The organism is Nitratiruptor sp. YY08-10, from assembly GCF_016629565.1.
Classification (GTDB): Bacteria; Campylobacterota; Campylobacteria; order Campylobacterales; family Nitratiruptoraceae; genus Nitratiruptor.
The window spans coordinates 1,294,101-1,320,493 of record NZ_AP023057.1; the positions used below are offsets into that span (position 1 = coordinate 1,294,101).

26 protein-coding genes and 1 tRNA gene are annotated in these 26,393 nt (G+C 39.9%); 12 read left to right on the forward strand and 15 right to left on the reverse strand.

Translation table 11 applies throughout. The features are described 5' to 3' along the window. Positions 1–38: 38 nt before the first annotated feature. Entirely contained in the window at positions 39–950 is a 912-nt protein-coding gene (locus tag JG735_RS06960; RefSeq protein ID WP_201334353.1) for a methylenetetrahydrofolate reductase, read from the forward strand. Continuing rightward, complete coding sequence (locus JG735_RS06965) at positions 934–1,827, forward strand: hypothetical protein (RefSeq protein ID WP_201334354.1); 894 nt, start codon at positions 934–936, stop codon at positions 1,825–1,827. Before JG735_RS06960 ends, JG735_RS06965 begins: the two co-directional genes overlap by 17 nt. On the opposite strand, the gene JG735_RS06970 is transcribed toward JG735_RS06965, so the two are convergent. The 3 genes from JG735_RS06970 to greA are packed head-to-tail and all read right to left on the reverse strand — an operon-like array spanning position 1,811 to position 3,976. Then, a complete protein-coding gene (locus tag JG735_RS06970; protein ID WP_201334355.1) occupies positions 1,811–2,491 on the reverse strand; it encodes a UDP-2,3-diacylglucosamine diphosphatase in 681 nt (226 codons plus the stop codon). The two genes, JG735_RS06965 and JG735_RS06970, sit on opposite strands and share 17 nt — an antisense overlap. Continuing rightward, positions 2,481–3,488 (reverse strand): N-acetyl-gamma-glutamyl-phosphate reductase, encoded by a 1,008-nt coding sequence (gene argC / locus JG735_RS06975; protein WP_201334356.1) that lies wholly within the window; start codon positions 3,486–3,488, stop codon positions 2,481–2,483. The genes JG735_RS06970 and argC overlap by 11 nt, the downstream gene beginning before the upstream one ends. Next, positions 3,485–3,976 carry a transcription elongation factor GreA gene (gene greA, locus JG735_RS06980; protein ID WP_012082684.1) on the reverse strand — a complete coding sequence of 164 codons (492 nt, stop codon included), beginning with the start codon at positions 3,974–3,976 and terminating at the stop codon, positions 3,485–3,487. The genes argC and greA overlap by 4 nt, the downstream gene beginning before the upstream one ends. 47 nt (positions 3,977–4,023) lie before the next feature. On the opposite strand from greA, the gene lpxB reads away from it, so the two are divergent. Genes lpxB through JG735_RS07010 form a run of 6 tightly spaced genes read left to right on the forward strand, consistent with a single transcriptional unit; the run spans position 4,024 to position 9,429 of the window. Continuing rightward, entirely contained in the window at positions 4,024–5,067 is a 1,044-nt protein-coding gene (gene lpxB / locus JG735_RS06985) for a lipid-A-disaccharide synthase (protein WP_201334357.1), read from the forward strand. A 3-nt stretch (positions 5,068–5,070) separates the two neighbouring features. Continuing rightward, positions 5,071–6,177, forward strand: coding sequence for a DegT/DnrJ/EryC1/StrS aminotransferase family protein (locus JG735_RS06990; RefSeq protein ID WP_201334358.1), 1,107 nt, complete (start codon positions 5,071–5,073; stop codon positions 6,175–6,177). Continuing rightward, complete coding sequence (locus JG735_RS06995) at positions 6,174–7,067, forward strand: Gfo/Idh/MocA family protein (protein WP_201334359.1); 894 nt, start codon at positions 6,174–6,176, stop codon at positions 7,065–7,067. The genes JG735_RS06990 and JG735_RS06995 overlap by 4 nt, the downstream gene beginning before the upstream one ends. Beyond that, positions 7,064–7,981 (forward strand): AEC family transporter, encoded by a 918-nt coding sequence (locus JG735_RS07000; RefSeq protein ID WP_201334360.1) that lies wholly within the window; start codon positions 7,064–7,066, stop codon positions 7,979–7,981. The genes JG735_RS06995 and JG735_RS07000 overlap by 4 nt, the downstream gene beginning before the upstream one ends. Positions 7,982–8,014: 33 nt before the next feature. Then, entirely contained in the window at positions 8,015–8,791 is a 777-nt protein-coding gene (gene surE, locus JG735_RS07005) for a 5'/3'-nucleotidase SurE (protein WP_201334361.1), read from the forward strand. Then, positions 8,788–9,429: a tRNA threonylcarbamoyladenosine dehydratase gene (locus tag JG735_RS07010; protein ID WP_201334362.1), complete on the forward strand. Its 642-nt coding sequence runs from the start codon at positions 8,788–8,790 to the stop codon at positions 9,427–9,429. The genes surE and JG735_RS07010 overlap by 4 nt, the downstream gene beginning before the upstream one ends. Here JG735_RS07010 and JG735_RS07015 read toward each other — a convergent pair. Further along, the gene (locus JG735_RS07015; RefSeq protein WP_201334363.1) at positions 9,410–9,712 is read right to left on the reverse strand and encodes an SPOR domain-containing protein; all 303 of its coding nucleotides are present in this window, start codon (positions 9,710–9,712) and stop codon (positions 9,410–9,412) included. The two genes, JG735_RS07010 and JG735_RS07015, sit on opposite strands and share 20 nt — an antisense overlap. 51 nt (positions 9,713–9,763) lie before the next feature. Between JG735_RS07015 and JG735_RS07020 the strand changes: the two genes are divergently transcribed. Next, complete coding sequence (locus JG735_RS07020; RefSeq protein ID WP_201334364.1) at positions 9,764–10,249, forward strand: type II secretion system protein; 486 nt, start codon at positions 9,764–9,766, stop codon at positions 10,247–10,249. A 215-nt stretch (positions 10,250–10,464) separates the two neighbouring features. Beyond that, positions 10,465–10,605, forward strand: coding sequence for a hypothetical protein (locus tag JG735_RS07025; RefSeq protein WP_201334365.1), 141 nt, complete (start codon positions 10,465–10,467; stop codon positions 10,603–10,605). A 295-nt stretch (positions 10,606–10,900) separates the two neighbouring features. On the opposite strand, the gene JG735_RS07035 is transcribed toward JG735_RS07025, so the two are convergent. The 11 genes from JG735_RS07035 to nadB all read right to left on the reverse strand — a co-directional run bounded on the left by JG735_RS07035 (position 10,901) and on the right by nadB (position 23,985). Next, positions 10,901–10,987, reverse strand: a tRNA-Leu gene (locus JG735_RS07035). A gap of 61 nt (positions 10,988–11,048) precedes the next feature. Beyond that, positions 11,049–11,354 carry a F0F1 ATP synthase subunit C gene (locus JG735_RS07040; RefSeq protein ID WP_041354056.1) on the reverse strand — a complete coding sequence of 102 codons (306 nt, stop codon included), beginning with the start codon at positions 11,352–11,354 and terminating at the stop codon, positions 11,049–11,051. Positions 11,355–11,446: 92 nt separating this feature from the next. Then, positions 11,447–13,645, reverse strand: a complete 2,199-nt coding sequence (locus JG735_RS07045; protein ID WP_201334366.1) for a polyribonucleotide nucleotidyltransferase — start codon at positions 13,643–13,645, stop codon at positions 11,447–11,449. Between the two features lie 10 nt (positions 13,646–13,655). Further along, on the reverse strand, positions 13,656–13,928 hold the full coding sequence (locus JG735_RS07050; protein ID WP_201334367.1) for a J domain-containing protein: 273 nt from the start codon (positions 13,926–13,928) through the stop codon (positions 13,656–13,658). Further along, the gene (locus tag JG735_RS07055; RefSeq protein WP_201334368.1) at positions 13,925–15,391 is read right to left on the reverse strand and encodes an MlaD family protein; all 1,467 of its coding nucleotides are present in this window, start codon (positions 15,389–15,391) and stop codon (positions 13,925–13,927) included. Before JG735_RS07055 ends, JG735_RS07050 begins: the two co-directional genes overlap by 4 nt. Then, the gene (locus JG735_RS07060) at positions 15,391–17,463 is read right to left on the reverse strand and encodes an LPS-assembly protein LptD (protein WP_201334369.1); all 2,073 of its coding nucleotides are present in this window, start codon (positions 17,461–17,463) and stop codon (positions 15,391–15,393) included. The genes JG735_RS07055 and JG735_RS07060 overlap by 1 nt, the downstream gene beginning before the upstream one ends. Next, the gene (gene purD / locus JG735_RS07065; RefSeq protein WP_201334370.1) at positions 17,450–18,733 is read right to left on the reverse strand and encodes a phosphoribosylamine--glycine ligase; all 1,284 of its coding nucleotides are present in this window, start codon (positions 18,731–18,733) and stop codon (positions 17,450–17,452) included. Before purD ends, JG735_RS07060 begins: the two co-directional genes overlap by 14 nt. Before the next feature lie 306 nt (positions 18,734–19,039). Beyond that, on the reverse strand, positions 19,040–19,678 hold the full coding sequence (locus JG735_RS07070) for a uroporphyrinogen-III synthase (RefSeq protein WP_201334371.1): 639 nt from the start codon (positions 19,676–19,678) through the stop codon (positions 19,040–19,042). Beyond that, the gene (gene guaA / locus JG735_RS07075; protein WP_201334372.1) at positions 19,678–21,228 is read right to left on the reverse strand and encodes a glutamine-hydrolyzing GMP synthase; all 1,551 of its coding nucleotides are present in this window, start codon (positions 21,226–21,228) and stop codon (positions 19,678–19,680) included. Before guaA ends, JG735_RS07070 begins: the two co-directional genes overlap by 1 nt. A gap of 9 nt (positions 21,229–21,237) precedes the next feature. Continuing rightward, on the reverse strand, positions 21,238–22,539 hold the full coding sequence (nhaD, locus tag JG735_RS07080; RefSeq protein ID WP_201334373.1) for a sodium:proton antiporter NhaD: 1,302 nt from the start codon (positions 22,537–22,539) through the stop codon (positions 21,238–21,240). Continuing rightward, complete coding sequence (gene nadB / locus JG735_RS07085) at positions 22,540–23,985, reverse strand: L-aspartate oxidase (protein WP_201334374.1); 1,446 nt, start codon at positions 23,983–23,985, stop codon at positions 22,540–22,542. An 86-nt stretch (positions 23,986–24,071) separates the two neighbouring features. On the opposite strand from nadB, the gene JG735_RS07090 reads away from it, so the two are divergent. Further along, positions 24,072–24,512: a hypothetical protein gene (locus JG735_RS07090; protein ID WP_201334375.1), complete on the forward strand. Its 441-nt coding sequence runs from the start codon at positions 24,072–24,074 to the stop codon at positions 24,510–24,512. Next, positions 24,496–26,322 (forward strand): excinuclease ABC subunit UvrC, encoded by a 1,827-nt coding sequence (uvrC, locus tag JG735_RS07095; RefSeq protein ID WP_201334376.1) that lies wholly within the window; start codon positions 24,496–24,498, stop codon positions 26,320–26,322. The genes JG735_RS07090 and uvrC overlap by 17 nt, the downstream gene beginning before the upstream one ends. Positions 26,323–26,393 lie beyond the last annotated feature (71 nt).

Genomic DNA, 26,393 nt, shown 5'->3' on the forward strand with positions numbered 1-26,393 from the left:
AACCAAGATTAGATTAAAATAGAACAAAAAGGGTATGGATGTTCGAAGCGCTCGTTGAAAAGCTGCGAAATGGTCGCTACATCTCTCTTGAGACAACGCCTGGCCATCTGCCAACGGTAGAAAATATCATCCAAAAAATTGGACAATACCATCTACATGAAAAAGTAGACGCTTTTACAACAACAGATAATCCTCTTGCAAAACTTAAATATAACGCGATCTTGGCGGCTATCCGCTTGCAAACGAAGTTTCATAAACCAGTGATCGCCACTATGAGTATGCGCGATCGCAATAAAATCGCTTTGCAATCCGATCTTTTGGGAGCCAATGATTTTGATATACGAGCCATTTTGGCCCTCACTGGTGATCCGGCAAAAATCAGTGATCAGCCGAATACCAAAGGATGCTTTGAAGGAGACAGTACACTGCTTCTGGATATCATCAAATGTTTCAATGCAGGTATCGATTATGCGGGCAAAGAGTTTTCCATAAAACCAAAAAAGATCTACCCGTTTGCCGTATCCAATTCTTACGCCAAAAATTCAAAAACGTTGCAACGAAAATTTGCTAAAAAAATTGAACACGGTGCAATTGCCATCATCACCCAGCCGGTTTTCGACAAGGAAAATATCACTTTGCTTCTGGAACTTTTTGAAGAGACACGATCACACTTTCAAAATGACAAAGCAAAATCGCAGCTTATTCTTGGCCTTTTTCCTATCACAAAACTCAAAACCGCCCAGTTTCTTGCTTCTCATGTTCCAGGAATCAATGTCCCAAGATTCTGGATCGATGAACTCTATAAAGCCCATAAAGATGGAGAGAAAAAAGAGTATGAAGTGGGTATGGCATTGAGCCGGGATCTTTTCGAAACGATGCTAAAAATGCATCCCAAAGTCCATATTATGACAGCCAACAGATTTGAGGTTGCACATGAAATACTTACTTAGCTTTATCTTTACTGTATCGGTTTTATATGCAGGCGTTTTAGATACATGGCATAAAAAAATAGAAGATTTTTTTGGAAACACCATAGAAAAATTGGACAAATTTTTAAGTGAAAGCAACGCATCTGTTCCTCAAAAGTACAGTCTTGAAACATCCCTGAGAGTCTTTACAGAATCAAAAAAGATAGGGAGTGGATACAAATTCAATATCACATCCAAAATCCCCCTGCCAAGAACACAAAAAAGACTCTATCTTTTCTTGCAAGATTTCAAACGTACCACCTCCATCGATGAACAATCGGGAAACAATATCCGTGATTCGATAGACAACAACTCCTATCTGCTCGGTCTCTTTTACAACACAAAATCAAAGCTGAAATTTCGAGCGGGGGTTCGCTTTCACACAATCACACCGGATCCGTTTGTAGGAGCGACGTTTACTCATACCTATCCATTTGATCAAAAAAATCGTATCGAGTTTGGAAATAGTTTGTACTACTACCTTGACAGAAAACTGGACAATACTTTTTATGCCAACTACATTCATCAGTTCAATGCTACACAAAATTTTGCCTTTGAAAACAGTTATCGCTATATACAAGACCAAGAGAATGAACATCAAATTCTCAATAGCTTCAAGCTTTATACTGTTTTAGACGCAAATAGATTTACTATTCCAAGTTTTCAGTTCTACTCCACGACAAATCAAAAACGGTCCTATCATGTCGACTACCTCTATCTGGGCATTAAATATCACGATACGATCTGGAGAAAATGGATTTTTTATGAGTTGACACCTGCTGTACTTTTTAGAGAAATCAACAATTTTCAAGCAAGTTACAGAGTTGATTTTACAGTAGGTATCACATTTTCAAAGTGATGAACGCACCGTTTTTATACTGCATAAACTCTTTGGAACAGGCAAAAGAGGGCAGATTGATATATCGTTTTTTGTCGCACTCTATATCGAGATTTTGATGATAGTGCCCTTCTATAACAGTGTCGCATTGATATAAAAGCACTCTTTTGCAAGCGATTGTTTCAAAATCTTCTATTTTTTTGCACAATTTTTTTGCTCTGTTATATGTTTGAATCTTGTTTGAGAGCCAATTGCCGACATTGATGGCATTTAATATTGTGATGACAATGGGATTGCGAATTATTTTTGCATAGTATGCATACGTTCCGGCTATGAAGGTATCTCCATGAGACAGGGCAATGCATCCCTTTGGGCTTTGGAGATACAAAGGCTGCAAGGAAAGAGGTATAACTTTCATGAAAGGGAAAACTTCGTTCAAGTGAAAATCGTGGTTCCCTTCAAGGTAGATGCATTCAATCTTTTTTGAAACAGCATTCAACAAAGCAATAACATCTCGGTTTTCCTCCAATGTAGCTTTTATTCCACCTACCAACAGATCGAAGATATCCCCCATCAAAAAGAGTTGGGGGGTATCGATTTGTTGGACAAATTGAATAAACTCTTCACGAATCCCACGATGGTAATGGGCATCTGCGATGAAAACAGCACCTTCTTTAAGGAACATAGGCAATTGTTGGTAATCCGGTAGATTCAGGTAAGCCCATCATGATATTCGCATTGGCGACTGCCTGGGAAGAGGCGCCACGTAAGAGATTATCTATTGCGCTGCTTACAAAAAGCGCATTTTCATGACACTGGGCGTAAATGTCGCAAAAATGGGTTCCCGCAACACTCTTTACATCGACCGGTATCTCTTTGATTCGAACAAATGGCTCATCTGCATAAAAATCACGTAGAACCTCTATCGGATCAATCGACTTTTTCAAGGTCACATAACTGCTGACAAGCATTCCCCTAGTTATCGGCAAGAGATGAGGAACAAAATTGATATGGTAGATCTCTTTTCCAAACAGTTCAAGCTTTTCTTTTATTTCAACAGAGTGTCGGTGTCTGATGGGATTGTAGGCGAAGATATTCTCATTGATAGTAATATAATGGGTTTTGGATGAGCATTTCTTCCCTGCCCCGCTCACACCGCTTTTCGCATCGATGAAAATTGGAGCATCTGCATCGATAAAAGGCAAAAATGGAATAAGTGATAGAAGGGTAGCTGTTGGGTAGCATCCCGGATTTGCTATGAGCTGGGCATGCTCTATTTTGTCTCGAAAGATTTCTGGTAAACCGTATACTGCATTTTTAAGATGCTCTGTATCGGTATGTTTTGTATAGTAGGCTTCATAGTTTTCCAAATGCAACCGATAATCTGCTGAAAGATCGACCACGCGTACGCCTGCTTCCAAGAGCGGTTTTGCAACTTCCATTGCTGTTTTATGCGGAAGTGCCAAAAAAGCAAGGCTGCAGTTATCGGCTATTGTTTTAATATCTGTTTTTTCAAGCTCTTTTTCATATACTCCTTGCAGTGCTGGATAGAGCTCTTCAATCCGTTCTCCCCCTTCACTACTGGAAAGATATGTCAATTCAAAATGGGGATGATTCAACAATATTTTGATAAGCTCCAGCCCCGTATAACCGGTTGCTCCAACAATTGCACACTGAATCATTCTTCAAACTTTATCGGTTTATAATAGACTTCTAAAACCTCAAAATCGATCTCCCCTTTTGGAAGTTTCACCGTTATCTCATCTCCCTCCTCTTTGCCGATGAGCTGTCTTGCAAGAGGTGTATTGTAAGAGATGAGACCATGTTCGGGGTTGCTTTCTGTTGAACCGACAATCGTGTATTCAATCTCTTCTTCTTCCTCAATGTCAAGAAGCTTCACCGTTGATCCAAATCCCACTTTGTCGTGAGGAAGTTTGCTTGGATCGATCACTTGCGCTCTTGCCAACAGGTCTGAAAGCTCCGTCAACCTTGCATCGATAAACGCGAGTCGCTCTTTTGCAGCATGATATTCGGCATTTTCTCGTAAATCTCCATGCTCTTTTGCCCGTTCTATCTCTTCGACAACCTTTGGACGCTCCTCTTTCAACGCTTCAAACTCTTTTTGAATTTTCTCATATCCATATTGCGTCATCGGCTCTTTTTGTTCCATCAAATTACCCTTTTTTGCTATAATTATACCAATTTTCAAGGGAGCAGATGAAACTACTTGTCAGTGTTTTAGAGCGTTCCGCAAATATCCATTTGGCCTCGCTTCTTCCTCATCTCGACGATGTAGAGATCCAAGGGATTTTCGATAAAGAGCTTGGAAATCCAGTAATGGATTTGCAATCTTTGGCTGTTATGGGTTTTGTGGATGCTGTCAAAAAAATTTCTCTTTTTCAAAACTTGCAAAAAGACCTGGTCACAATGGCAGCAGATGCCGACAAAGTCCTGCTTATGGATTCATCAGGATTCAATATTCCTCTTGCAAAAAAAATCAAAAAAGCCTATCCAAATAAACCGATCATCTACTACATACTTCCTCAAGTTTGGGCATGGAGGCCAAAAAGAGCAGAGGTGCTTGAAAAATATATCGATCAACTGTGTGCCATATGGCCATTTGAGTCAAAATTTTACTCCTGCGATGCACCTATTCGCTTTGCCGGGCATCCTCTCCTTGATCAAATCAAAGAGTTCAAAAAAGAGCCTATCCAAAGCGATATCATTGCATTTTTACCCGGTAGCAGACGCAGTGAAATCAAAAGATTGATGCCTGTATTTCAAGAGGTTCGAAAAAGGCTGAGTAACAAAGAGGCTCTTTTAGTGGTACCGAAACATTTTGCCAAAGAAAATTTGCATGAGTTGTATGGTGATACAAGAAGCTTTACAATCGTCCATAATACGCACAAAGCGTTATACAAAGCAGAATTTGCTTTCATATGCAGCGGCACAGCGACACTCGAAAGCACTCTTATCGGCACACCCTTTATCCTCTCCTATATCGCCAACAGTATTGACTTTGCCATTGCAAAGCTTTTTGTTCATTTGCGATATGCCGGTATAGCCAATATTCTTGCCGAATCTATCACAATAGATCCCATTCATCCAGAATATTTACAAAATGAGGTGACCCCTCAAAACCTTCTCAAAGCCTATAATGAGTATAATACGATACGTTTTTATGAAAAATCTTCACAAATCCGCTCACTGTTAAAATATGGCAGCGCCAAAAATGTAGCGGAAATTATCCAAAAGGTATAATATATGAAAATTGATTTTATCGACCTCAAAACCCAGTACAAACAATATCAAAATGAAATTGATCAGGCTGTCTTGAGTGTGATGGCATCGGCCCAGTTTATTGGTGGGCCGGAAGTGAGTTCGCTTGAAAAGGAATTGGCCCAATATAGTGGCTCGGCCCATGCCATTGGGTGTAGCAGCGGTACGGATGCTTTGCTCCTAGCACTCATGGCGATTGATGTGAAACCGGGTGATGAGGTTATCACTACACCATTCACGTTCATCGCTACTGCAGAAGTTATCGCATTTTTGGGTGCAATTCCTGTTTTTGTCGATATCGATGAAAAGACATACAATATCGATCCCACAAAAATCGAAGAAAAAATTACCTCAAAAACAAAAGCGATCATTCCAGTCAGTCTCTACGGCCAACCGGCCGATATGGACGAAATCAACAAAATAGCCCAAAGATATGGTTTGATCGTTATAGAAGATGGGGCACAAAGTTTCGGTGCTGAGTACAAAGGAAAAAAGAGCTGCAATCTCTCGCACATAGGATGTACCAGTTTTTTTCCTTCCAAGCCTTTGGGATGCTATGGAGATGGAGGCGCTGTTTTTACAAATGATGAAAGAATCGCCAAGAAAATAGATATCTTAAAAAATCATGGCCAAACAAAGCGATACGAACATGAGCTCATAGGTCTCAATGCCAGACTCGATGCAATTCAAGCGGCAATTCTTCGTATCAAACTCAAACATTTCCCTCAAGAAATCGAAGATAGAATCACAATTGCCACCAGATACACGAAAGCTTTACAAGAATACGTCGTCACACCATTGGTCAAAGCGGATAGAACAAGTGTGTATGCCCAGTACTCCATCCAGGTGCAAAACAGAGATGAGGTTTGTAAAAAACTCAATGAAAAAGGGATTCCGACAGCCATCCACTACCCCAAACCGCTACATTTGCAAAAAGCTTTTTCCAATCTTGGCTACAAACTCGGAGATTTTCCCGTCGCGGAAAAGGTGAGTCAACATATTATGAGTTTGCCTATGAGCCCTTTTCTGCAAAAAGAGCAACAAGACTATATTATCGATTCTCTCATTGAAATTGTAAAGGAAGCTCGATGAATTTAGCGATTGTTGGACTTGGATCCATGGGAAAAAATCACTATAGAGTTCTCAAACGCATGGATAATGTCACTGTTACTGCGCTGTGCGATATTCAAAAAAATGAAGATTTTTACGAACCTTTTTACACTGATTTGGATACAATGCTCAAAAACGAACCTATCGATGCGCTTATCATTGCAGTGCCCACTTTTTTACACAAAGAGATAGCTCTCAAAGCCATTGAATACGGCAAAGATGTTTTTATAGAAAAACCTGCTGCATCGACTATCGAAGATGCATATGAAATTTTACACGCTGCTAATCAAAAAGGCGTCAAAAGCTGCGTTGGGCATGTGGAGCGATTTAATCCGGCAATTACGCACCTCAAAAATGAACTCAAAAACAAAATTATCTATACTATAGAGATCACGAGGATTGGTCCGTTTCCTCCCCGCATCAGCGATGTTGGAGTTTTAACAGATCTTGCCGTACACGATATCGACCTCATTCGGTTCATTACAGGCAAAGATATTTTGCAAACTTCCATCTACAAATCGAGAAAAATCCATAATCACCATGAAGACAATGCGGTATTGAGCCTGTTATTAGAAGATGAAATTGTCGCAAATATAACAACAAACTGGCTCACACCATTTAAGCGTAGAAAAGTGGAAGTTGCCTGCAAAGAAGTGTACTATGAAGCAGACTTGATTGGTCAAACCTTGCATGCCTATAGCGATTTTCAAACAGACAACTCCTACCGGACACGAGACATCCATATCAAAAAAGATGAGCCTCTCTATAAGGAGTTAGAAGCCTTTATTCATTATCTTCAATCAGGTGACAGAGGAAATCTCGCTTCTATCGAAGATAGTATCGAAACGCTCCGTATCACACAGGCCAAATGATTGCAACACTGGTTTCTATCGGCGCTATCTATATCTTTATCCTTTTAGGATATTTTGCAAAATACTTTTTCAAAGAGAAAATTCACGATAAAACCCTCGTGATTTTTTCTGTCTATATTTTCCAGCCTTTCCTCGCCCTATGGGGGATATTGCAAAAACCGATCGATTTTGACTTGGCAATGGCACCTGTTCTCTTTTTTACCATCTCTTTAGGTATCATTTTCTTTAATACGCTTTTAGCAAAAAAGCTCTTCCAATCTTTGCAAGACCGATCGATCTTCACAGTAGCAAGTGTCATAGGAAATACAGGCAACCTTGGAGTTCCTCTTGGTATTGCCATATTTGGCGAGGCTTCCGTCCCTTATACAACACTCATAAATCTTGCCAATGTGATCATTGTCTACACCTTTGGAGTCTACTTCTATTCACGAGGAAATTTTAGTGTCAAAGACTCCATTCTCAATATCATTAAACTTCCTGTGCTTTGGTTTACTCTCCTTGCTATCATACTCAACCTTTTGCATTATCAACCATCTCCATCAATCGATAAATCTTTGCAAATGGGAGCATATACGAGTATGGTCGTACAGCTTCTCATTTTTGGGATCTATCTTTATTCTGTACATCTCAAAGCCATTGATGCAAAACTGATAGGCTCTATTGCTTTGATCAAATTCGTTTTCATTCCACTGATAGCCTTTCTCATTTTGTCATCATTATCTATCGAACCGTTTACCAAAGCAGTGCTTTTTATGGAACTTATGATGCCTTTGGCAGTTGCCAATGTCAATCTGGCAGCTCTTTATGAATGTAAACCGACTCAAGTCACTGCAGCCGTTTTCGTAACATCACTGCTCTTTTTACTTCTGATCTTTTTCTATTTGCCCCTTTTGCACCATTTATGGCAACAGTGAGTGTGTTATAATTGCCCAAAAAGTTGAGAGGAAATGAAAAGGATTTTAATCACCAACGATGATGGATTCGAATCTCTCGGACTTCGTGCACTCATAGAAGCCCTGCAAGATATCGCGCAACTTACCATCGTTGTACCAGCGAATGAAAAGAGTGCATGTGGTCACAGTTTGACACTCACTAAACCCCTTCGATTTGTTGAAATCGAGGACAATTTTTATAAACTTGAAGATGGCACTCCTACCGATTGCGTCTATTTAGCTCTGAGTGCACTCTATCCTGAAAATGAAAAACCGGATATTATCGTAAGCGGCATCAACAGAGGCGCCAATATGGGAGAAGATATCACCTATTCCGGAACTGTGGCTGGTGCAATGGAAGGCGCGATTTACGATATTCCTTCGATTGCTATCTCTCAAGTGTGCAACTCCAACTGCGAAGAGACAGAAATGGAAGTAGGATATGAACAGGCAAAACATGTCGCTCGCGATCTTGTTCAAAAAATTTTCCAAGAAGGATGGCCTGCAGGTCATAGAAAATGTCTTAATGTCAATGTCCCCTCAACAAAAGAGTTTAAAGGGTACAAAATTACAAGAGCAGGATATCGAGTCTACTTCAATCAGGCTCACCTGCACAGAAACCCTAGAGGGATCGAGTACTGGTGGCTGGGACTTCATCCGTTGGATTGGATACCAGGAAAAAAGAGAGATTGTGACTTTGAAGCAGTGAAAAATGGTTATGTCTCTATCACGCCGATCAAAGCCGATCTCACAGCATATGAAGAGATTCCAAAATTAAAGAGTTGGCTATGAGATTTGAGCGATGCCGCATGCTTTTTGGCAAAGATTTTGAAAAACTACAAAAAGCAAAAATACTCATTTTAGGTGTTGGAGGCGTAGGAAGTTTCGCGCTCGATTGTCTTTATCGAAGTGGCGTACATGATATAACAATAGTTGATTTTGACCGATATGACCCTACCAATCAAAATAGACAAATAGGCTCTGAACATGTTGGAGAAGTCAAAGTAGATGTTCTTAAAAAACTCTATCCTGGAATCAAAGCGATAGAAGCAAAAATTGATCAAAAGTGGATCGAAGATTTTGATTTTGAGCCATATGATCTTGTGATCGATGCGATCGATGATAGACATGCAAAAGTGGCACTGGCTCTAAAGGTATGGCCAAAACTCATCTCATCCATGGGAAGTGCCAAAAGAAGCGATCCCACCAAAATAGAAGCAACGTCTATATGGAAGACACATGGAGACCCTTTTGCAAGAAAAATTCGTTATGAATTAAAAAAAGCAGGATTCAAAGGAAACTATCCAGTCATTTTCAGCTCAGAAGAGCCGAAATGCAAAGAGAAAGGAAGTTTTGTCGGTGTTACCGGAAGCTTCGGCCTTACGATATGTTCAAAAGCAATAGAAAAAATCATCGATTCAAAAAAATAATCTTTTTTACATCGTTCCCTTCTATCTCTTTGCATCTTCGTAAATAGGCTGTGGGATAATAGTGCCTGGTTTGATGTAGAAACTTTTTTGCTTCTTGAAGATTTTCATAGGGACCTGAAACAAATCGATACCATTTTTTATTTTTATAAATCACACCCAACGGAAAATGCTCGAAAAAAACTTTATCCTCATTGCCATGAATTTTTTTCTGCGTAGAGTGGACAATACACCACCCTCCCCAACTTTCTAATAACAACAAACAAATGATAATGATAAAACGCATCTAACCTCACCTTATTTTGTATCTTAAGTATATTTTGGCTATATTTAAATTATGATTAAAAGAGATGCATTTACGTTGTACGAACTTATTATCGTCATTGTAACAATTGGCATATTGGCTGCAGTGGCACTTCCAAGACTTAAGACAAACACTTTGCAAGAAGAAACATTGAAAGTTGTGGATTATATCCGATACACACAGCATTTGGCTATGGTTGATGACAAATATGACCCTAAAAGTGCCAACTGGCAACAAAATGCCTGGTGCGTACAGATCAATGAAAATAATCTCTCAATTTTTAGTGGAAGTACTTATGCAAAGGATCCGTTAGACCAATCTAATATTCAAGAAAAAAAATTCAAAATTACTTTGTCTCCAACCAAAACAATCTGCTTTGATGAACTTGGTAGGCCTTATGACAGCAGTTTCAGTTACTCAAATCTATTACATAACGAACTCAATATTACGGCAAGTTTTGAAGGAGAAGAATTAAATATCTCTATCCATCCTGAAACAGGATTTGTCTCTTTTCAATAATATGCTACTAATCTGCTTTACCACATAAAACTAAACAAAACTTTTTAAGAATAATGAAAAAGCAGCTTTGCGTTTTGGACTACATAAAATTAAAAGAACTGATAATGATTACTGCAAATGAGCTGTAAGTCAAAGAAATTAAAGCAATTGAAAGTGAGCTGCAAGCCAAAGATGAAACAGTTATCACATTTAGAGAGAAGCCAAAGTATATCGTTGTGGATTTTGAGAGATATTATCAGATGAGAGCAGCTGAGCTGGACGCTGCATATCAAGAGCTTATGGAAAAAAGAAAAGCTGGAAAAGTCCATGTAAGCAGTGTAGATAAACTAATGGAAAGAATCGAAAATGAGCTATAAATTTATTTACGATGATGCATTCATCAAAAAGGCTGCAAAAGTCATAAAGAATAACCCTTCTATGAAGGATAAAATCGACAAAACTCTTCATCTATGAGAAGATAACCCCTGCCACCTAAGCCTAAGACTTCACAAATTCAAAGGCAAACGTAAAGAATACTGCTCCGTTTCAATTTTCATAAGCTATAAATCCTTATTAAATTTAGTTATCACCGATAAAGAGATAATCTTGCTTGATATCGGAAGTCTTGATAAGATGTATTGAAAAAGATTTATGTAAAATGACAGGATTCCGTGGTGCGGCAGAGAGGACTCGAACCTCCACGGGATAACTCCCACAAGGCCCTCAACCTTGCGCGTCTACCAGTTCCGCCACTGCCGCGTTTGAAGTGGTGAAAGTATATCAAAAAAGTTTGCCGAAGGCAAGACCTCCGGCTTTGCAATTAACCCAAGAAAGGATTTGCGTAAAGTGCAATAAGAGCAATAACAAGTGTATAGATAACTTGCGCTTCAATCATCGCCAATGCGATGAACATTGTAGTCATAAGTTTACCACCAAGTCCTGGGTTTCTAGCAGTACCAGCGATTGTAGCAGCTGCAGTATGTCCCATACCGATACCACCACCTGCTGCAGCAATACCAAGACCAACACCAGCAGCAAGTACACTGTATGCTTGAATCATGCTTTCACCATCTCCAGCGAAAGCGAATCCTGCGAATGCAACCAACAAAAGCATCAACTTTTTCATAAAATCCTCCTAATATATTTTGCAAAGTCCGTTCGGCTTGCGTGTCCCTACTTGTCACTTTGCAGTGCAATTGTACAAAATTAATTTTTAAATTACGCTTTTTTGATCACTTGCCGCAAAGCAAGTTCTATTTTGTGTCCTTTTTGACTGAGTACCTCTACTTCTACTTCATCTCCCACATTGACAACATCTTCTACTCTTTCTACTCTACCATTGGAGAGTTTCGAAATGTGTAATAGCCCGTCCACTCCTCCAGGAAGTTCCACAAAAGCTCCAAAATTGGTTGTTCTCTTGACTTTACCTTGAATAATCTCACCCTCTTGGAATTTGATAGGTTCTGGTTTTGGTTTGTTCGTAATCTCATGTATGTAGTCACAGGCAGCTATGACTTTTGGTCTATTTTTACCGGTAACTTTCACTTTTCCTTTATCTCTATCTATATCGATACTTACTTCAAATTTCTCTATGATTTCTTTTATTGTTTTTCCTGCTTGACCAATAATATCAACTATTTTACTTGGATGTACGGTAATAGTGTGAGAGGATGGAAGATTTTCTTCATTAATTTCGATCTTTTCAGCAGCCTCTTCCATAATTTTTAAAATATGTAATCGTGCCTCTTTTGCTTGCTGCAATGCTTGTTCCAAAATCTCATGCCGAACACCACCAAGTTTGATATCCATCTGCATTGCTGTTACCCCATCATGGGTACCGGCCACTTTGAAATCCATATCCCCGTCATGATCTTCTAGTCCCATGATATCTGTGAGAATTGCATATTTGTCCTCCTCCACAACCAGTCCCATAGCAACTCCCGCAACTAAATCAGCTAGTTCTATATTTGCAGCTTTGAGGGCCAAAGCACCTCCGCATACAGTAGCCATGGAGGATGAACCGTTGGATTCCAAGATTTCTGACACGAGTCTATAAGTTTTGTCTTCTGGAACATCTACCACTGGTTCTAATGCCCTTCGGGCCAAATTCCCGTGACCGAGCTCTCTTCTTCCTGGAGCACTGATAGGTTTCGCTTCTCCTACACTGAATGGTGGAAAATTGTAATGAACCATAAAATGCTCATACTCTGGACCCTTGCTTGTGAGCATCTCATACATCTGGGCATCTGTCTTCTCACCGATGGTACACACAACCAGTGCCTGGGTTTCACCTCTTGTAAAAAGACACGATCCGTGAGCCGAAGGCAAGATATTCGTTTTGATGTCGATAGGTCGAACATCTTTTAATCCCCTTCCATCGGCCCTTTTCTTCTCATTCAATATCATCTCGCGAACAATTTTTCTTTTATATTTTTCAACGACTTTATAGATGGTTTCATACTCCCATCCCTGCTCTTTGGCAACGGTATCTTCACTGATTTTTTTGGCAATCTCTTTTAAAAGTTCGTTTCGCTCACTTTTCGCCATAGCTTGCACCGCTTCTTTGATATCGGATGCATAAATCTCTTCTACATAGGTCCAGATATCTTCATCAATTGTTTGCGGGAGCAGTTCCAGTTCCAAATGCTCTTTTGCACTCTCGATAAAATATTTCTCATACTCGTTGCATGCTATCTGAATAACATCTTTCCCCTGAGCGATGATAGAAGCAAGTTCCTCCTCTTTCATAGCATTGGGCTCTTTTATGGTGATCACTTCTTCAGCGAGTGTCGGGTCCATCAATGGATCAACTGTCGTTGGCACTACCTCTGTTTTGTAGCTTCCGATCGCAGCCATTTCGATCATCAACAGCTCTTCTTTCGTTCCTGCCAAATAGAGATCCAATGTACTCTCTTTGAGTTTTGACAATGGAGGATTGAAAATAATTTCTCCATCGATTTTTGCAACTCGAAGTCCACTAACCGCTTTTCGAACAGGGATGTCACTCACAAAGAGTGCCGCACTAGCGGCATTCAAGGCCAAAACTTGGAGGTCGCTCTCTGGATCTGCACTAAGAACCATAACAGTAATGACCGTTGGGTAGAGATAACCTTTTGGGAAAAGTGGCCGCAATGCTCTATCAACGATTCTTGCTGTCAATGTTTCAAAATCACCGGGTTTTTGCTCTCTTTTGACAAATCCTCCGGGAATCTTCCCCGCTGCATAGCTTTTTTCTATATACTGTACCGTCAATGGCAAAAAATCCTCATCAACCATCTCTTTTTCCATTACTACGGTAGCCAGCATAACCGTTTTTCCACTTTTTAGGAGCACCGAACCATTTGTCTGTTTCGCGACTTCACCAAATTCATAGATCTCTTTAAGATTGTTCATCTCAAATTCAAATCGACACTTCATTCATACCCTTTCAAAACCGAAATTTTTTTATATACTCTTTATGAGGAAACTGCTTTAAAATCTCCTCCTCCGTAAATGAAAAACGGTAGTTTTCGATATAGTTTTTTAATATAGTATAGGCTCTATTGATTTTCGCCATTTCCTCCTCATCGCCACCCTTGTCTGGATGAAATCTTTTCGAGAGCATTCTATAACGATCTTTGATCTCTTTATATGAAACCATCGTAGGAAGACCCAAAGTTTCCAAGGCTTCATGAATCAATTGTACAGGATCTTCACTCATTTGATATATGTCCCAGCTCCAGAAGCTGTCCCTAAAAGATACTTCATATCTTGATCAATAAATTGCAAACCAAGCCCGAAAAAGAAATTCCTCGCTTCATCGTTCAAGATATTATCCGCTCCTATATAAGCATCCAAATGTTTCAAAAATCGTTGTCTGTAGGTAATAGTTAAATGGGCTTTATCTCCACGGACATCATTAACTGCATTGAAATCATACAAATCCACACTCACTTTTCCCTGATCATTGAAAAGATAATAGTCGGCTCCCAATCCCCCCGTACTTTCGATTAAACCAAGGCGGTATCGAAAATTTCCGTAGCGTTTTGCATATTCTGCACTTACTAGATATTTTGCATCTTCATGATCAGATGGGGGAACAAACTTTCTATTTGCATCCGTTTTACTATAATCATCCATTGATGTTATTTCTAAAATATACGCTTTACTTGGAACCGGCAGATATTGAATACCAAACGTACTTTTCATATAGTTATCATCACTCATATAGTACGACCTAAAATTGACACCAATTTGACTTTTTCCGATACTTGAGAGATACTTGTCCAACTTTTGGAATGAGTTGCCTCCACTTGTAAAAAACTTGTCTGCTGAACGGATGGCCCGACTAAGAGGTTTTTTGTTATTTTGAACCACTTCATGCAAATCGTTTTCCAATGCGGCAAACTTATCCATAAGTGTGGGGAGTTTTTTGTCCAGCTCTTTGCTCGAAGATCGGAGATATTTCGTAATATCATCGATTCTATCCATAATTTGAGGAAGCTTAGTATTGATATTATCTGCGGTAAACGCAAACTTGTCACTCATACGTCCAAGCTTCTCGCCAGCCAATGCCAATTTTTCACCCATAATGCGAATATTTTCAATACTTTTGTTGATATTTTCTTTATTACTTTGAACCAACTCTTTAAGATTTGCAGTGAGTTGTTGTAGATTTTCGATACTCTTTTTCAAATCTTCACCGCTACTTCCTGCAATCGATCGACGTAATTCTTTTATGAATGCTTTAAATTCACCGGCTGCTTCATTGATTGTCGTCGTTGTTTGGTCCAAAGAGGCATATGGAAGTTCTTTTTGGATCGTTTCACCAGGTTTTAAGTATTCTTTAGCGTTTCCAGGCTCAATTTCAAGATATTTGCCTCCCAGCATACTCTCTTGTCTTAGTGCGACAGAAGAATCTTTTGGTATTTTGGCATTTTGATAGATATAGAGTTTCAGTTTTACTCGGTTGCCTTCCAAAGCTTTGGACTGTACATAGCCTATATCGACACCTTTCTCTTTGACTTTGGAATTGTTCTCAAGGCCTGAAGCATTGTCTACGATCGCATAGACAGTATACCCTTTTTTACCGATATGAGAAAATTTGTTTACCTGTGTGCTGAGTAAAAAAAGAAACAGCAATCCAATTGCTACAAAAATCCCTACTTTCGTTTCCGTTTTCATTAGATATTTCCTTTCAGATCCGACTGCGTAAACCTTTGGGAAAACCCTCCCAAAGGATACAACATAAACTGTATATAAAACGAGTTGATATGATAATAATCGACACCTTTGTTACTTAAAAGAGGCAACGTCTCCCTTTTATAGGAAAGCTTCATATTCCAACAGTTTTTCTGCATCAGCCAACCAAGGCTCCAACTGTTGGTTACACTTTTTTTGATATCATAGTTTATTGTAGCAAAGAGTTGATGTTTTTTTGATAAATGTTTGCTGCCCGAAAATTGAATATAATTTGATTCATCCCTATTTTCTCGCCCCTTTTTGTAAAGATGCGAAAGGAAAAGCCGATACTTCTCATCTTGATAAGAAACAGTCGATGAGATAGAATCAAGATCAGAATATTGATGAGAATAAAAAATATCTGTATATAAATACCAGTTCTTCCGGATATGGAGTCCAATCTCATTTTCTAGATTTTGTAGTTTTTGGGGTTCGTTATAATTGATAGGCTGGGAAATATAGTGATAGAGTATTTCAGAACCCTCTAAATCGTAAAAATACTCTTTCATACTCAATTCAAGCCGTTTATGTGTCTGACCTATATTGATAAAATCGGCTTTTGTTCCACCGTTTTTCTCAAAACTCGGCAAATACAAAGAAGCATTGAAATGCAGTGTATGAGTACCTGTACTGTATGGTTTGATAAGATCACTAAACACAGAAATTTTGTGTTCATTGCGAAATGTGTAGCTTTTATCATAATCTTGCGTGGCTGATTCATTGGTATAGAATGTGTAATTTCCAAACAGTTGCTCACTGACCGATATTCCAAAATAGTCATCCCAAAAACGTGTATACCATGTAATTGGAAAATTTAACTGCATTTCAGTGGCATTAAGTCCCTCTTGCCTGTAAAAATTGTTGATCCTGAAATTGGCATTATAATAGATATGCGGAATCAAAGAAGTTGTATAATGATGATAGTGGAGTGCCGGTAACAACTGCAACGTATCAGCATTGGACACTTTGGTATTGTCTTTGAAATATTTCGCATAGATACCGAAATAGTGGTTGTCTAGATTGTAATAGTAGTTTAACCTTGAAATCACGAGTGTTGAAACACTTACATATTGGTTTTGTTGCTCTTTAAGGTTAAAATAGTCTACATCATTATACGCTTTCCAATCGATAAAGAGACCATCTTTATGGGAATCATCCGGCTGTACGAATAAGGACTCGTCTTTATAAAACAGTTCCAGACCATAATGTTTGTCATTTTTAAGATTGTTTTGAATCCGGTAGGACTTCTTCTCTTGGAAAATTCCCGCAGTAACTTCACCATACGCATCTTTGTCATTTGCCACTCTGTAGGTTGTATACAGACCATACCCTCTTTTTGTTCGTATTTGGGGATCGAACTCTATATCCCACCATTTTTGGGGTGCTATATAAATAGGTTGAATATAGGTGAAACCCTGTTCTTTCGAAATGCCAAAGACAGGGCGGAGCAGTCCCGAACGCCTTTTTTTATTCGTTGAAAAACTGAGATAGGGAGTATAGAGAATAGGAAAATTTCCGATATAAAGCTTGGCATGATACAGATCAACCCAGTCTTTTTCCTTATCGTAAATACCTTTTTCAAAATAGATTTTCCAATCACTACATCTTGAATCACAACTGGAAGTAAAAGCGTTTTTTGCGACTATCTTTTTCCTATCCGCAGAGTATTCGCTTCCCTTAATCCAGATATTCGTTCCATTTTCGGAAAAGAAAAAAGGTTTCGCATAGATATGATCCGTTTTGAGATCAAGAATAGCAAAATCACTTAATGCGCTATATTTCTCGCCGTCCAACATAAAAATATGGCCATACAGTTTCACAAAACCGTTTTTTTTGTCATATACAATTTTATCCGCTTCCAAATAGTAGTTTTTATATTCAACTGCAGACCTGGACTGGAGTTTGAAACTGTTTTGTGATGCAGTGGCTTCGAGGGTATATATTTTGACATGAGCCGAGGAAGCCATCACCAGCGAAGCCGCTAAGGATGGCAGAATGATCTTACGCAGACTCATCTATTTGCAATGCCTGATATGCAATATCTTTACGAAACTTTTTACCGGCAAAATGGACTTGACCGGTCAACATATAGGCATAATCTCTCGCTTCTTTGATCGTATCACCGAGACCCACGCATACCAGTACCCGGCCACCGGTTGCAAAGAGCTTCCCTTCTATGAGACTCACTCCTGCATAACAGATCAAAGAGTGTTCTTTGAGTTCACTGTGGACAATATCATCAACGATAATTTCACTCGGCTTCGATTTTCCGTAAGGATAGTTCTCACTGGCTAAAACTACCCCAACTGCATATTTATCGTAAAATTCTACCTTCAATTCATCTAAACGCTTCGTAGCCGCTTTATAAAACAGTTCAGATGCCGGAGTTTTGAGAAGTGGCATCAGCACTTCGCACTCTGGATCCCCGAAGCGAACATTAAATTCTAAAACATACGGTTCTCCATCCACAATCATAAGACCCGCGAACAGAACCCCTTCAAACGGTGTCCCATCCTTTGCCATACCAGCAATCGTAGGGGCAATGATTCGATCCTCTATTTTTTTGGAAAGTTCATCATTGATAAGGGGAGTTGGTGCGTAAGCTCCCATTCCACCTGTATTGGGCCCTTTATCTCCATCAAGAAGTCTTTTATGATCCTGTGCGGCCGGTAAAATGACGTAGTTTTCTCCATCACTGATAGCAAAGATGCTGAGTTCATAACCATCGAGGTACTCTTCAATCACCACTCGCTGACCAGCCGGACCAAAAGCTTCCCCACTGAGCATGTTCGCCGCAGCCTCTTTTGCTTCTTCGCGAGATTGGGCGATGATAACACCCTTTCCTGCACATAAACCGTCAGCCTTTACCACAATAGGCGGTTCAAGTTCATCTATAAATTCCGCGGCCTCATCCATTATCTCCGTTTCAATGTATCGTGCCGTGGGAATATTGTACCGTTTGAGAAAATTTTTCATATAGATTTTTGAACCCTCAAGCAAAGCCGCTTTTTGAGAAGGTCCAAAAATAGTAAGCCCTTCTTCTTTAAAAACATCGACGATTCCTTCCACCAGTGGGGCCTCTGGACCGACAATCGTAAGATCAATACCCTGCTCTTTTGCAAAAGCTGCAAGTTCACGAAAATCAGAAATCTCGACATTTTTCCCGAGTTGTAGTGTAGCACCGTTACCCGGAGCAAAATAGATATTTTCAACGTTTGGATCTTTTTTGAGGGCATACCCTATAGCGTATTCTCTCCCCCCGCTTCCGACAACCATTACATTCATACCAGTTTCCTTCTCTATTTATCTTTGAAAAAGAGACATCCTTTTCAAAAACAAATAAAAAAGCCCGAGCGGGCGTTCGCGCAATGCCATGGTCCCTAAGACCATAAGAAGAGGGAGCGAGTTTTGGATTAGGCGGCGGCTCCTCGCCAGGCGTCCCTGGCTCAAACGGAGTCACCGACACACACCAAAATCTACAGGCCTCCCTCAACGGATTATTGTCGGACCCCCATACTGCGGGTAGCGCACCGCTCAGGCTTTCAATGAATTATACACCAAACGACTCGAAAATACAATAAAAGAGCTTTCCTATGAAAGAAGAGTTTTTGCAGTCTCCACACAAGAAACCAAACTCTTTTTTTCAGCCATTACATATGAGATCTCTTTTGGCAAAGCCTGGGCCGTCTGCTTGCCAATTACCACTGCTTTATAGCTATCATCCCATGCAAAACAGCGAAAAAAACACTCTACCGTCGAAGGAGAAGAGAAGATGATGACAGAACCGGGTTCCGGTTTTTGCACAGTATCACATGCCCGACATACAGTTTCATACGCTATAACCTCATCAATCTCAAACCCATTTTGCCGCAAAATGGGCACAAGATTAGATACAACTTTTTTAGGCCTTATGTAAAGATACTTTTTGTCGTTTGAAAAATGTGCGACAATCTCATTGGCAAGGGTATCGCCATATCCCTCGCTTCCTTGCCATACCACTTTACCACCCTTTTTCTTTATAGCTTTTGTCGTGGCCGAACCGATCGAGATAACAGGTTTCAAGCGCCACGTATGAGAAATTTGTTCGATTGCGCGGACCCCATTTTTGGATGTAAAGATGAGATAGTCATATAAAGAAAAGTCGATGGAGATGGGTAAAAATTTTTGTTCTATGAGAGGGAGCGTCTTCGCTCCCTCAATCTTCGTATTTGAGAGAATATAGATGGGCATTATTCCCACTCAATGGTTCCTGGTGGTTTGGAAGTGATGTCATACACAACTCTGTTAATCCCGTCAACTTCATTGATGATTCTATTGGAAATGAGCTCCAATAAATCGTGAGGGATATGGGCAAATGTTGCCGTCATACCGTCACTACTTTCTACGATACGAAGTGCAACGGTATTTTCGTAAGTTCTTTTATCTCCCATGACGCCGACACTTTTGACATTGAGCAGCACAGCAAAACTCTGCCACAATTTTTCATAAAGGCCATGGGCTTTGATCTCTTCAAGTAAAATCGTATCTGCTTTTCGAACAAGCTCCAAAGCCTCTTCGTTCACCTCTCCTAGAATTCTGATCGCAAGTCCTGGTCCAGGGAATGGATGACGATAGACCATCTCTCTTGGAAGACCCAGTTCAAGACCAAGTTTTCGAACCTCGTCTTTGAACAGTTCTCTCAAAGGCTCAATAAGTTCAAATTGCATCCATTCCGGAAGTCCCCCGACATTATGATGCGATTTTATTGTTTCACTTGGACCTTTAACCGAAACAGATTCGATCACGTCTGGATACAACGTTCCTTGAGCAAGATATTTTACGTCGGTATGCTTTTTTGCCTCTTCTTCGAAGACTTCGATAAATGTATGACCGATAATCTTTCGCTTCTGCTCCGGATCTGTTACACCTTGTAAAGCATTTAAAAACCGTTCCTTGGCATCAACAACAATGAGCGGGACTTTGAGCATATTTTTGAACACATACTCCACTTTCTCTCTCTCACCCTCTCGCAACAGTCCGTTGTCTACAAAAACGGGAATGAGTTTCTCTCCTATCGCTTCATACAAAAGAGCTGTAACAACAGAACTGTCCACTCCACCGCTTAAAGCACAAAGTACTTTATCTTCTCCCACTCTTTGGCGTATTTTCTCAATCTGCTCTTTTGCAAAATGGCCCATATCCCATTTGTTTGTGACGCCACATATCTTTCTTGCAAAATTTTCCAAGATTTTCTGTCCCTCTTGGGAGTGAGACACCTCCGGATGAAACTGCAATGCATAGATTTTTTTCTCTTCATTTGCAATGGCAGCATATGGAGAGTTATCGGTATGAGCAACTCGTACAAACCCTTGCGGTAGTTCTATTACTTTATCCCCGTGACTCATCCAGACAATCTGCCCGTCCTTTGTCCCTTCAAAAAGTGGACAGATTTTGCCATGTACAGGATCAAAGTAGAGTTTTGCTTTCCCGTACTCGTGTTCCAAAGCCCGTACCACCTGACCGCCAAAGTCAACTGTAATAAGCTGCATCCCATAGCATATTCCAAGTACAGGAACGCCCAATTCATAAATCTTTTTGTCTACCCTCGGAGCTTCCGGTTCATAAACACTTGCCGGTCCGCCGCTGAGAATGATACCTTGAGGCTTTTTTGCCCGGATGTTTTCAATCGGTTCAAAAAAAGGATATATTTCACAATATACCCCAACCTCTCTCAGGCGTCTTGCTATAAGTTGTGTATATTGACTCCCGAAATCTAATATAACTATTGGTACTTCTTGCATCGTCTATCCTTAATATAATCCCAAAATTTCAAACTGAATATACCATAATACGATGGAAAGAATGTATCCTGCCAATACAGTCCATGCATATTTCATATGGGCACCGAATGTATATACACCTCTCATTCTTCCCATTACACCCACACCGGCTGCGCTTCCGAAACTGATCAAGCTTCCACCAATTCCAGCAGTCATGGTGACAAGAAGCCACTGATCAATGCCCATTGGCGGATTTGCTTTCAAGATTGCACTCATAACAGGAACGTTGTCAATGATAGCAGAGATAAAGCCGACGCCGATATTTCCTGCTGTCGGACCAATATGGTCATAGAGTTTGACAATGTACTCCAAAAATCCCATAAAATGAAGGGCTCCTACAGCACTCAAAATACCAAAAAAGAAAAGAAGCGTATCATTTTCCACATTTTTCATATTCACATAGACATCAAAATGGTCGTGTTGATTTTTTCTTTTATGCAAATAAGAATACATTTTTAGCAAAGCCAAACCAAACATCATACCCCACATCGCAGGAAAATGAAAAAACTGGTGCCCGACAACTGCTATGAAAATCGTAAAGGCACCGAGCCATATAACCACTTTTGCTCCTGGTTTGAGTTCAGCTTTTGGCAAAGAAGCATCGAAATGGGGTTCGCCTTTCGGTACAAAAAGGGACAAAAGCCAAGCAGTAAGCACCCATCCAGCAAAAGAAGGCACGAAAAGATAAAGAAAGTCAACAAACTCACCTTTTCCAGCGGTCCACGCCATAAGTGTCGTAATATCACCAAACGGGCTCCAAGCACCACCTGCATTTGCAGCTACAACGATGTTGATTGCACCCGGAACCAAAAACTGCGTTTTCGTCTTATCAATCGTATAAAGAACCGTAGAAAGGATCAAAGCTGTTGTCAGGTTGTCAGCAACCGGTGATATCCAAAAAGCCAAGGTTCCTGTAATCCAAAAAAGTTTCTTGTAGCTATATCCTTTGGATGTGAGCTTATATTTCAATACATCAAATACTTTTCGTTCTATGAGCGTCTCTATATAGGTCATCGCTACAAAAAGGAAAAAGAAAATCTCTGCAATCTCTAAAATGAGCTTCTCCATCTCATCATGAAGCGGAGTCGGATCGAGATGATTGAACGCAAAATAGACTCCAAGCAGCATGAACATCAGTGTCCCAATCAACAAAGCAGGCTTCGCTTTGTTCATATGAAATTTCTCTTCAGCTGCTATAAAGTAATAACCGACAATAAAAATTACCAGATTTATCCACCCTATCCAAGAGTGGGTCAAATCGATACCATGCATTTATTCTCCTTCTTCAATATAATGGGCTCCAACACTTTTTCGCCTTGCCAAAGCGGCATCCACTATCGCTTCGGCACAACTGATTCGCAAACGAAGCAGATAGCCAATATCTTTTTGCTTCATCGAGTCAATCTGCTCTTTCGCCTCTTGCAACTCTTTTCGTTTTCGTATAATCCCAACATTATGCCACATCAAATGTCGCAACTGCTGCTTTATCTCTTTGTCATTGGATTGGACTAAAATATCTGAGAAGACGGGAAACTCTTTGTGTGCAAATACCTGTTCTCGAAAAAGTGTATCTTCGATAGCCCTTTTGGAAAAGACCAATCCCTCAAGCAAAGAATTCGACGCCAATCTGTTTGCACCATGAACTCCCGTACATGCAACTTCGCCAACTGCATACAGGTTTTCATACCCCTTCACTTTTCCCCAGGTATCTGTCTCGATACCGCCCATCATAAAATGAAAGGCTGGTGAGATAGGAACTCTGTCATACGGTACATTATAACCGATATTGCGAAAAACTCGATAGATATTTGGAAATCTTTTTTGGAAAAATTTTTCCGTGAAATTGGAAAAATCCAAATAGACAGAGTGCCCCTCTTTTTGATGGCGATAGATGGCTCTGCTGACAATGTCCCTTGGGGCAAGTTCTCCTCGTTCGTCATATTCAAACAAAAAGCGTCTGCCCGTTTCATCCACAACGGTAGCGCCTTCTCCCCGTAACGCTTCAGTCAAGAGCAGTTTCCTCGCCCGCACGTTGTATACAAATACTGTCGGATGAAACTGGGTAAACTCCATATCTTTCAAAGGCAAGCCCTTGAGTGATGCAAGCCCCTGTATATCGGCACTTATTCTTTTCGCATTCGTGTGATATTCATAGAGTGACCCTATGCCACCACTCGCTATGATGATGTTTTTCGCATAGATGTTATGTCGATTTTCTCCATTTTGTACTGTAACACCATAAACAATATTATCTTCTATCAATAGATCCAGTACAAAAACACCTTCCAACACTTTTGCTTGAACTTGCGAAAGTAAAAATCGATGCAGTTCTCTTCCCGTTGCATCGCCTCCGGCATGTAAAATTCTTGCTCTTGAGTGGGCAGCTTCTTTGGTAAAAAGGAGATTTCCATGTTCATCTGTATCAAAGGCAAAACCTCTGGCTATCAAATCTTCGATCACCAGCATGGAGTTGCGGCTCAAAATCTCAACAGCCTCTTCATTGCAAAGCCCTGCCCCTGATTGCAACGTATCTTGTATATGTAACGGGATATCCTCTTCGTTGACCGCAGTTGCCACGCCGCCTTGGGCATAGAAGGTATTACACTCCCAGATGGGATCTTTCGACAAAATTAGAACAGAACACTCTTTTGGAACATTCAATGCGGCATACAACCCGGCAATACCCGCTCCAACAATCAGATAATCGTAACGTTTCAAGAGCGGACCTCTTTCTCTTCATATTGTGGAGGTGCTTTATATCCGCATCCCTGAAAAAGAACTGCAAGAAGTGCTATAATAATAAAATGAAACAGCCAAATTCTCTTATTCCACATCTTTTTTCCAATTCCAACAAACTTCAAGAGCAGCAGTGTTTTGAAAAACTGAGAAAACTGCTGCCAAAACGGTTTCAAGACACCCTGATATACATCTATAAAAAGGGAGATACCCTCTATTTCGTTTTCAATCATCAGGGCATTGTAATGGAGTTCAATTATATTAAAAAAGATATAAATGCACTATTAAATATGATCCGAACACATCAAAGTTTATGCCAAGATATCCATTTTCGAACCATAAAATCCTATGCAAAGTTTTTTCCAAAAAGAGAGCCAAAAATCAAACCGATACAGCAATACCAAGAGCGTGCCAAAGGAATATTTGAAATCAAAATAGAAAATCCAGAACTTCAAAAAATACTCGCTGAGATCCAAAAAAAGATACAAGAACATGCAAGAACTCGCTAAAAAATTACGTTCTTTACCGGATGCTCCCGGTGTGTATCAATATTTTGATCAAAATGGAAGGCTGCTGTATGTCGGAAAGGCGAAAAGTCTCAAAAAAAGGGTCAAAAGCTACTTTCGATTTTCGCCTACGCTAACCCCTGCGCCAAATCTCTCTCCAAGAATCTTTAAAATGATACATGAAACAAAAAATTTGGAGTATATTGTCGTAGAGAGTGAGAACGATGCACTCATTTTGGAAAACTCGCTTATCAAACAACTCAAACCAAAATACAATATTCTACTTCGAGACGATAAAACATATCCCTACCTGTATGTAGATTTCAACGAAATATTTCCAAGAATCAAACTGACAAGAAAAGTTGTCCAAGGAAGCAATATCAGATATTTTGGCCCTTTTCCATCTGCAGCAAAAGAGATTTTGGACTCTTTGTACGAACTTTTTCCTCTCGTTCAAAAAGAGAGCTGTATCAAAGGAAAAAAAGCATGCCTTTTTTATCAGATGAAAAGGTGTTTGGCACCTTGTGAAGGCTATGTCACTCCAAAGGAGTATGCACAAATCTTAGATAAAGCGATTTTTCATCTCAAGGATAAACAAAGACTCATCGAAAAACTGCAAAATAAGATGCACGAATATGCCGAACAGCTCCGTTTTGAAGAAGCAGCCAGTCTTAGAGACAGAATAAAAAAAATCGAATCCGTACAGATTCAAAGCGGTATCGATTTTGCAAAAATGGAAAATCTCGATATTTTTGCGATCGAAGAGAATGAAAAGCAGGCGGTACTTGTACGGCTTTTTATGCGGGAAGGAAAAGTCATTTCAAGCAGTTCGACACTCTACCGTATCGACAAAGAGAAAGGATTTGATAAATCCGAAGCGTACAAAAGAGCTCTTTTGGAGTTTTATCAAACCCAAACACCTCTCACAGCATCTCGGATCATTGTGGCGCACGATTTTAGCGAAAGAGACTCTATCCAAAACTATTTAAGTGAAAAATTTGGTAAAAAAATCACTGTTCAACACCCATTGCGAGGAGAAAAACGAAAAATAGCCAATTTGGCGCTGCTCAACGCTCAAGAATTATTGAAAAAGAGTACCACACAAAACCAAATTGAAGATGTGATCAAAACCTATTTTCAGCTTCGACATTCTCCATACAGAATCGAAGCATTTGACAACTCTCACATCAGCGGATCCAATCCTGTCGGTGCAATGGTAGTATACGAAAACGGGAAATTTGTAAAATCCGATTATAGGCACTATTCGCTCCACCACAAAGATGAGTATGCACAGATGAAAGAACTGCTGACACGAAGATGTGAGAGTTTTGCAAGCAATCCTCCACCCGATCTATGGCTGATTGACGGCGGCGAAACACTGCGTCAGCTTGCCGAAGATATTCTGCAAAGCCACGGTGTCGTTATTGACGTTATTGCAATAGCAAAAGAAAAATCGGATGCGAAGACACACCGTGCCAAAGGAAAAGCAAAAGATATTCTCTATAGCAGTAAAGGAATCCACAAGCTTTCACCTGCCGATGAAAAGTTGCTCTTTTTTCAAAAAATCAGAGACGAAGTCCACCGTTTTGCTCTAAATTTTCATAGAAAAAAACGACAAAAAGAGTCGATGATTGTTGAACTGTTAAAAGTGAAAGGTATTGGTGAGGGGAAACTGAAAAAGTTGCTTCGTTTTTATGGTTCATTCGAAAAGATCAAAGAAGGCAGCTTTGAAGAATTGCAACATCTTGTCGGGGAAAAAGCAGCCCAAAAGATTTTGGAACATCTATCTAAGCATGATTTAAATTTGTTATGATAAAGTTTGTTGAATATTTGCATCAAGTAACCCAATAATGACATCTCATGCGGTTTCATAAAACATTTTAA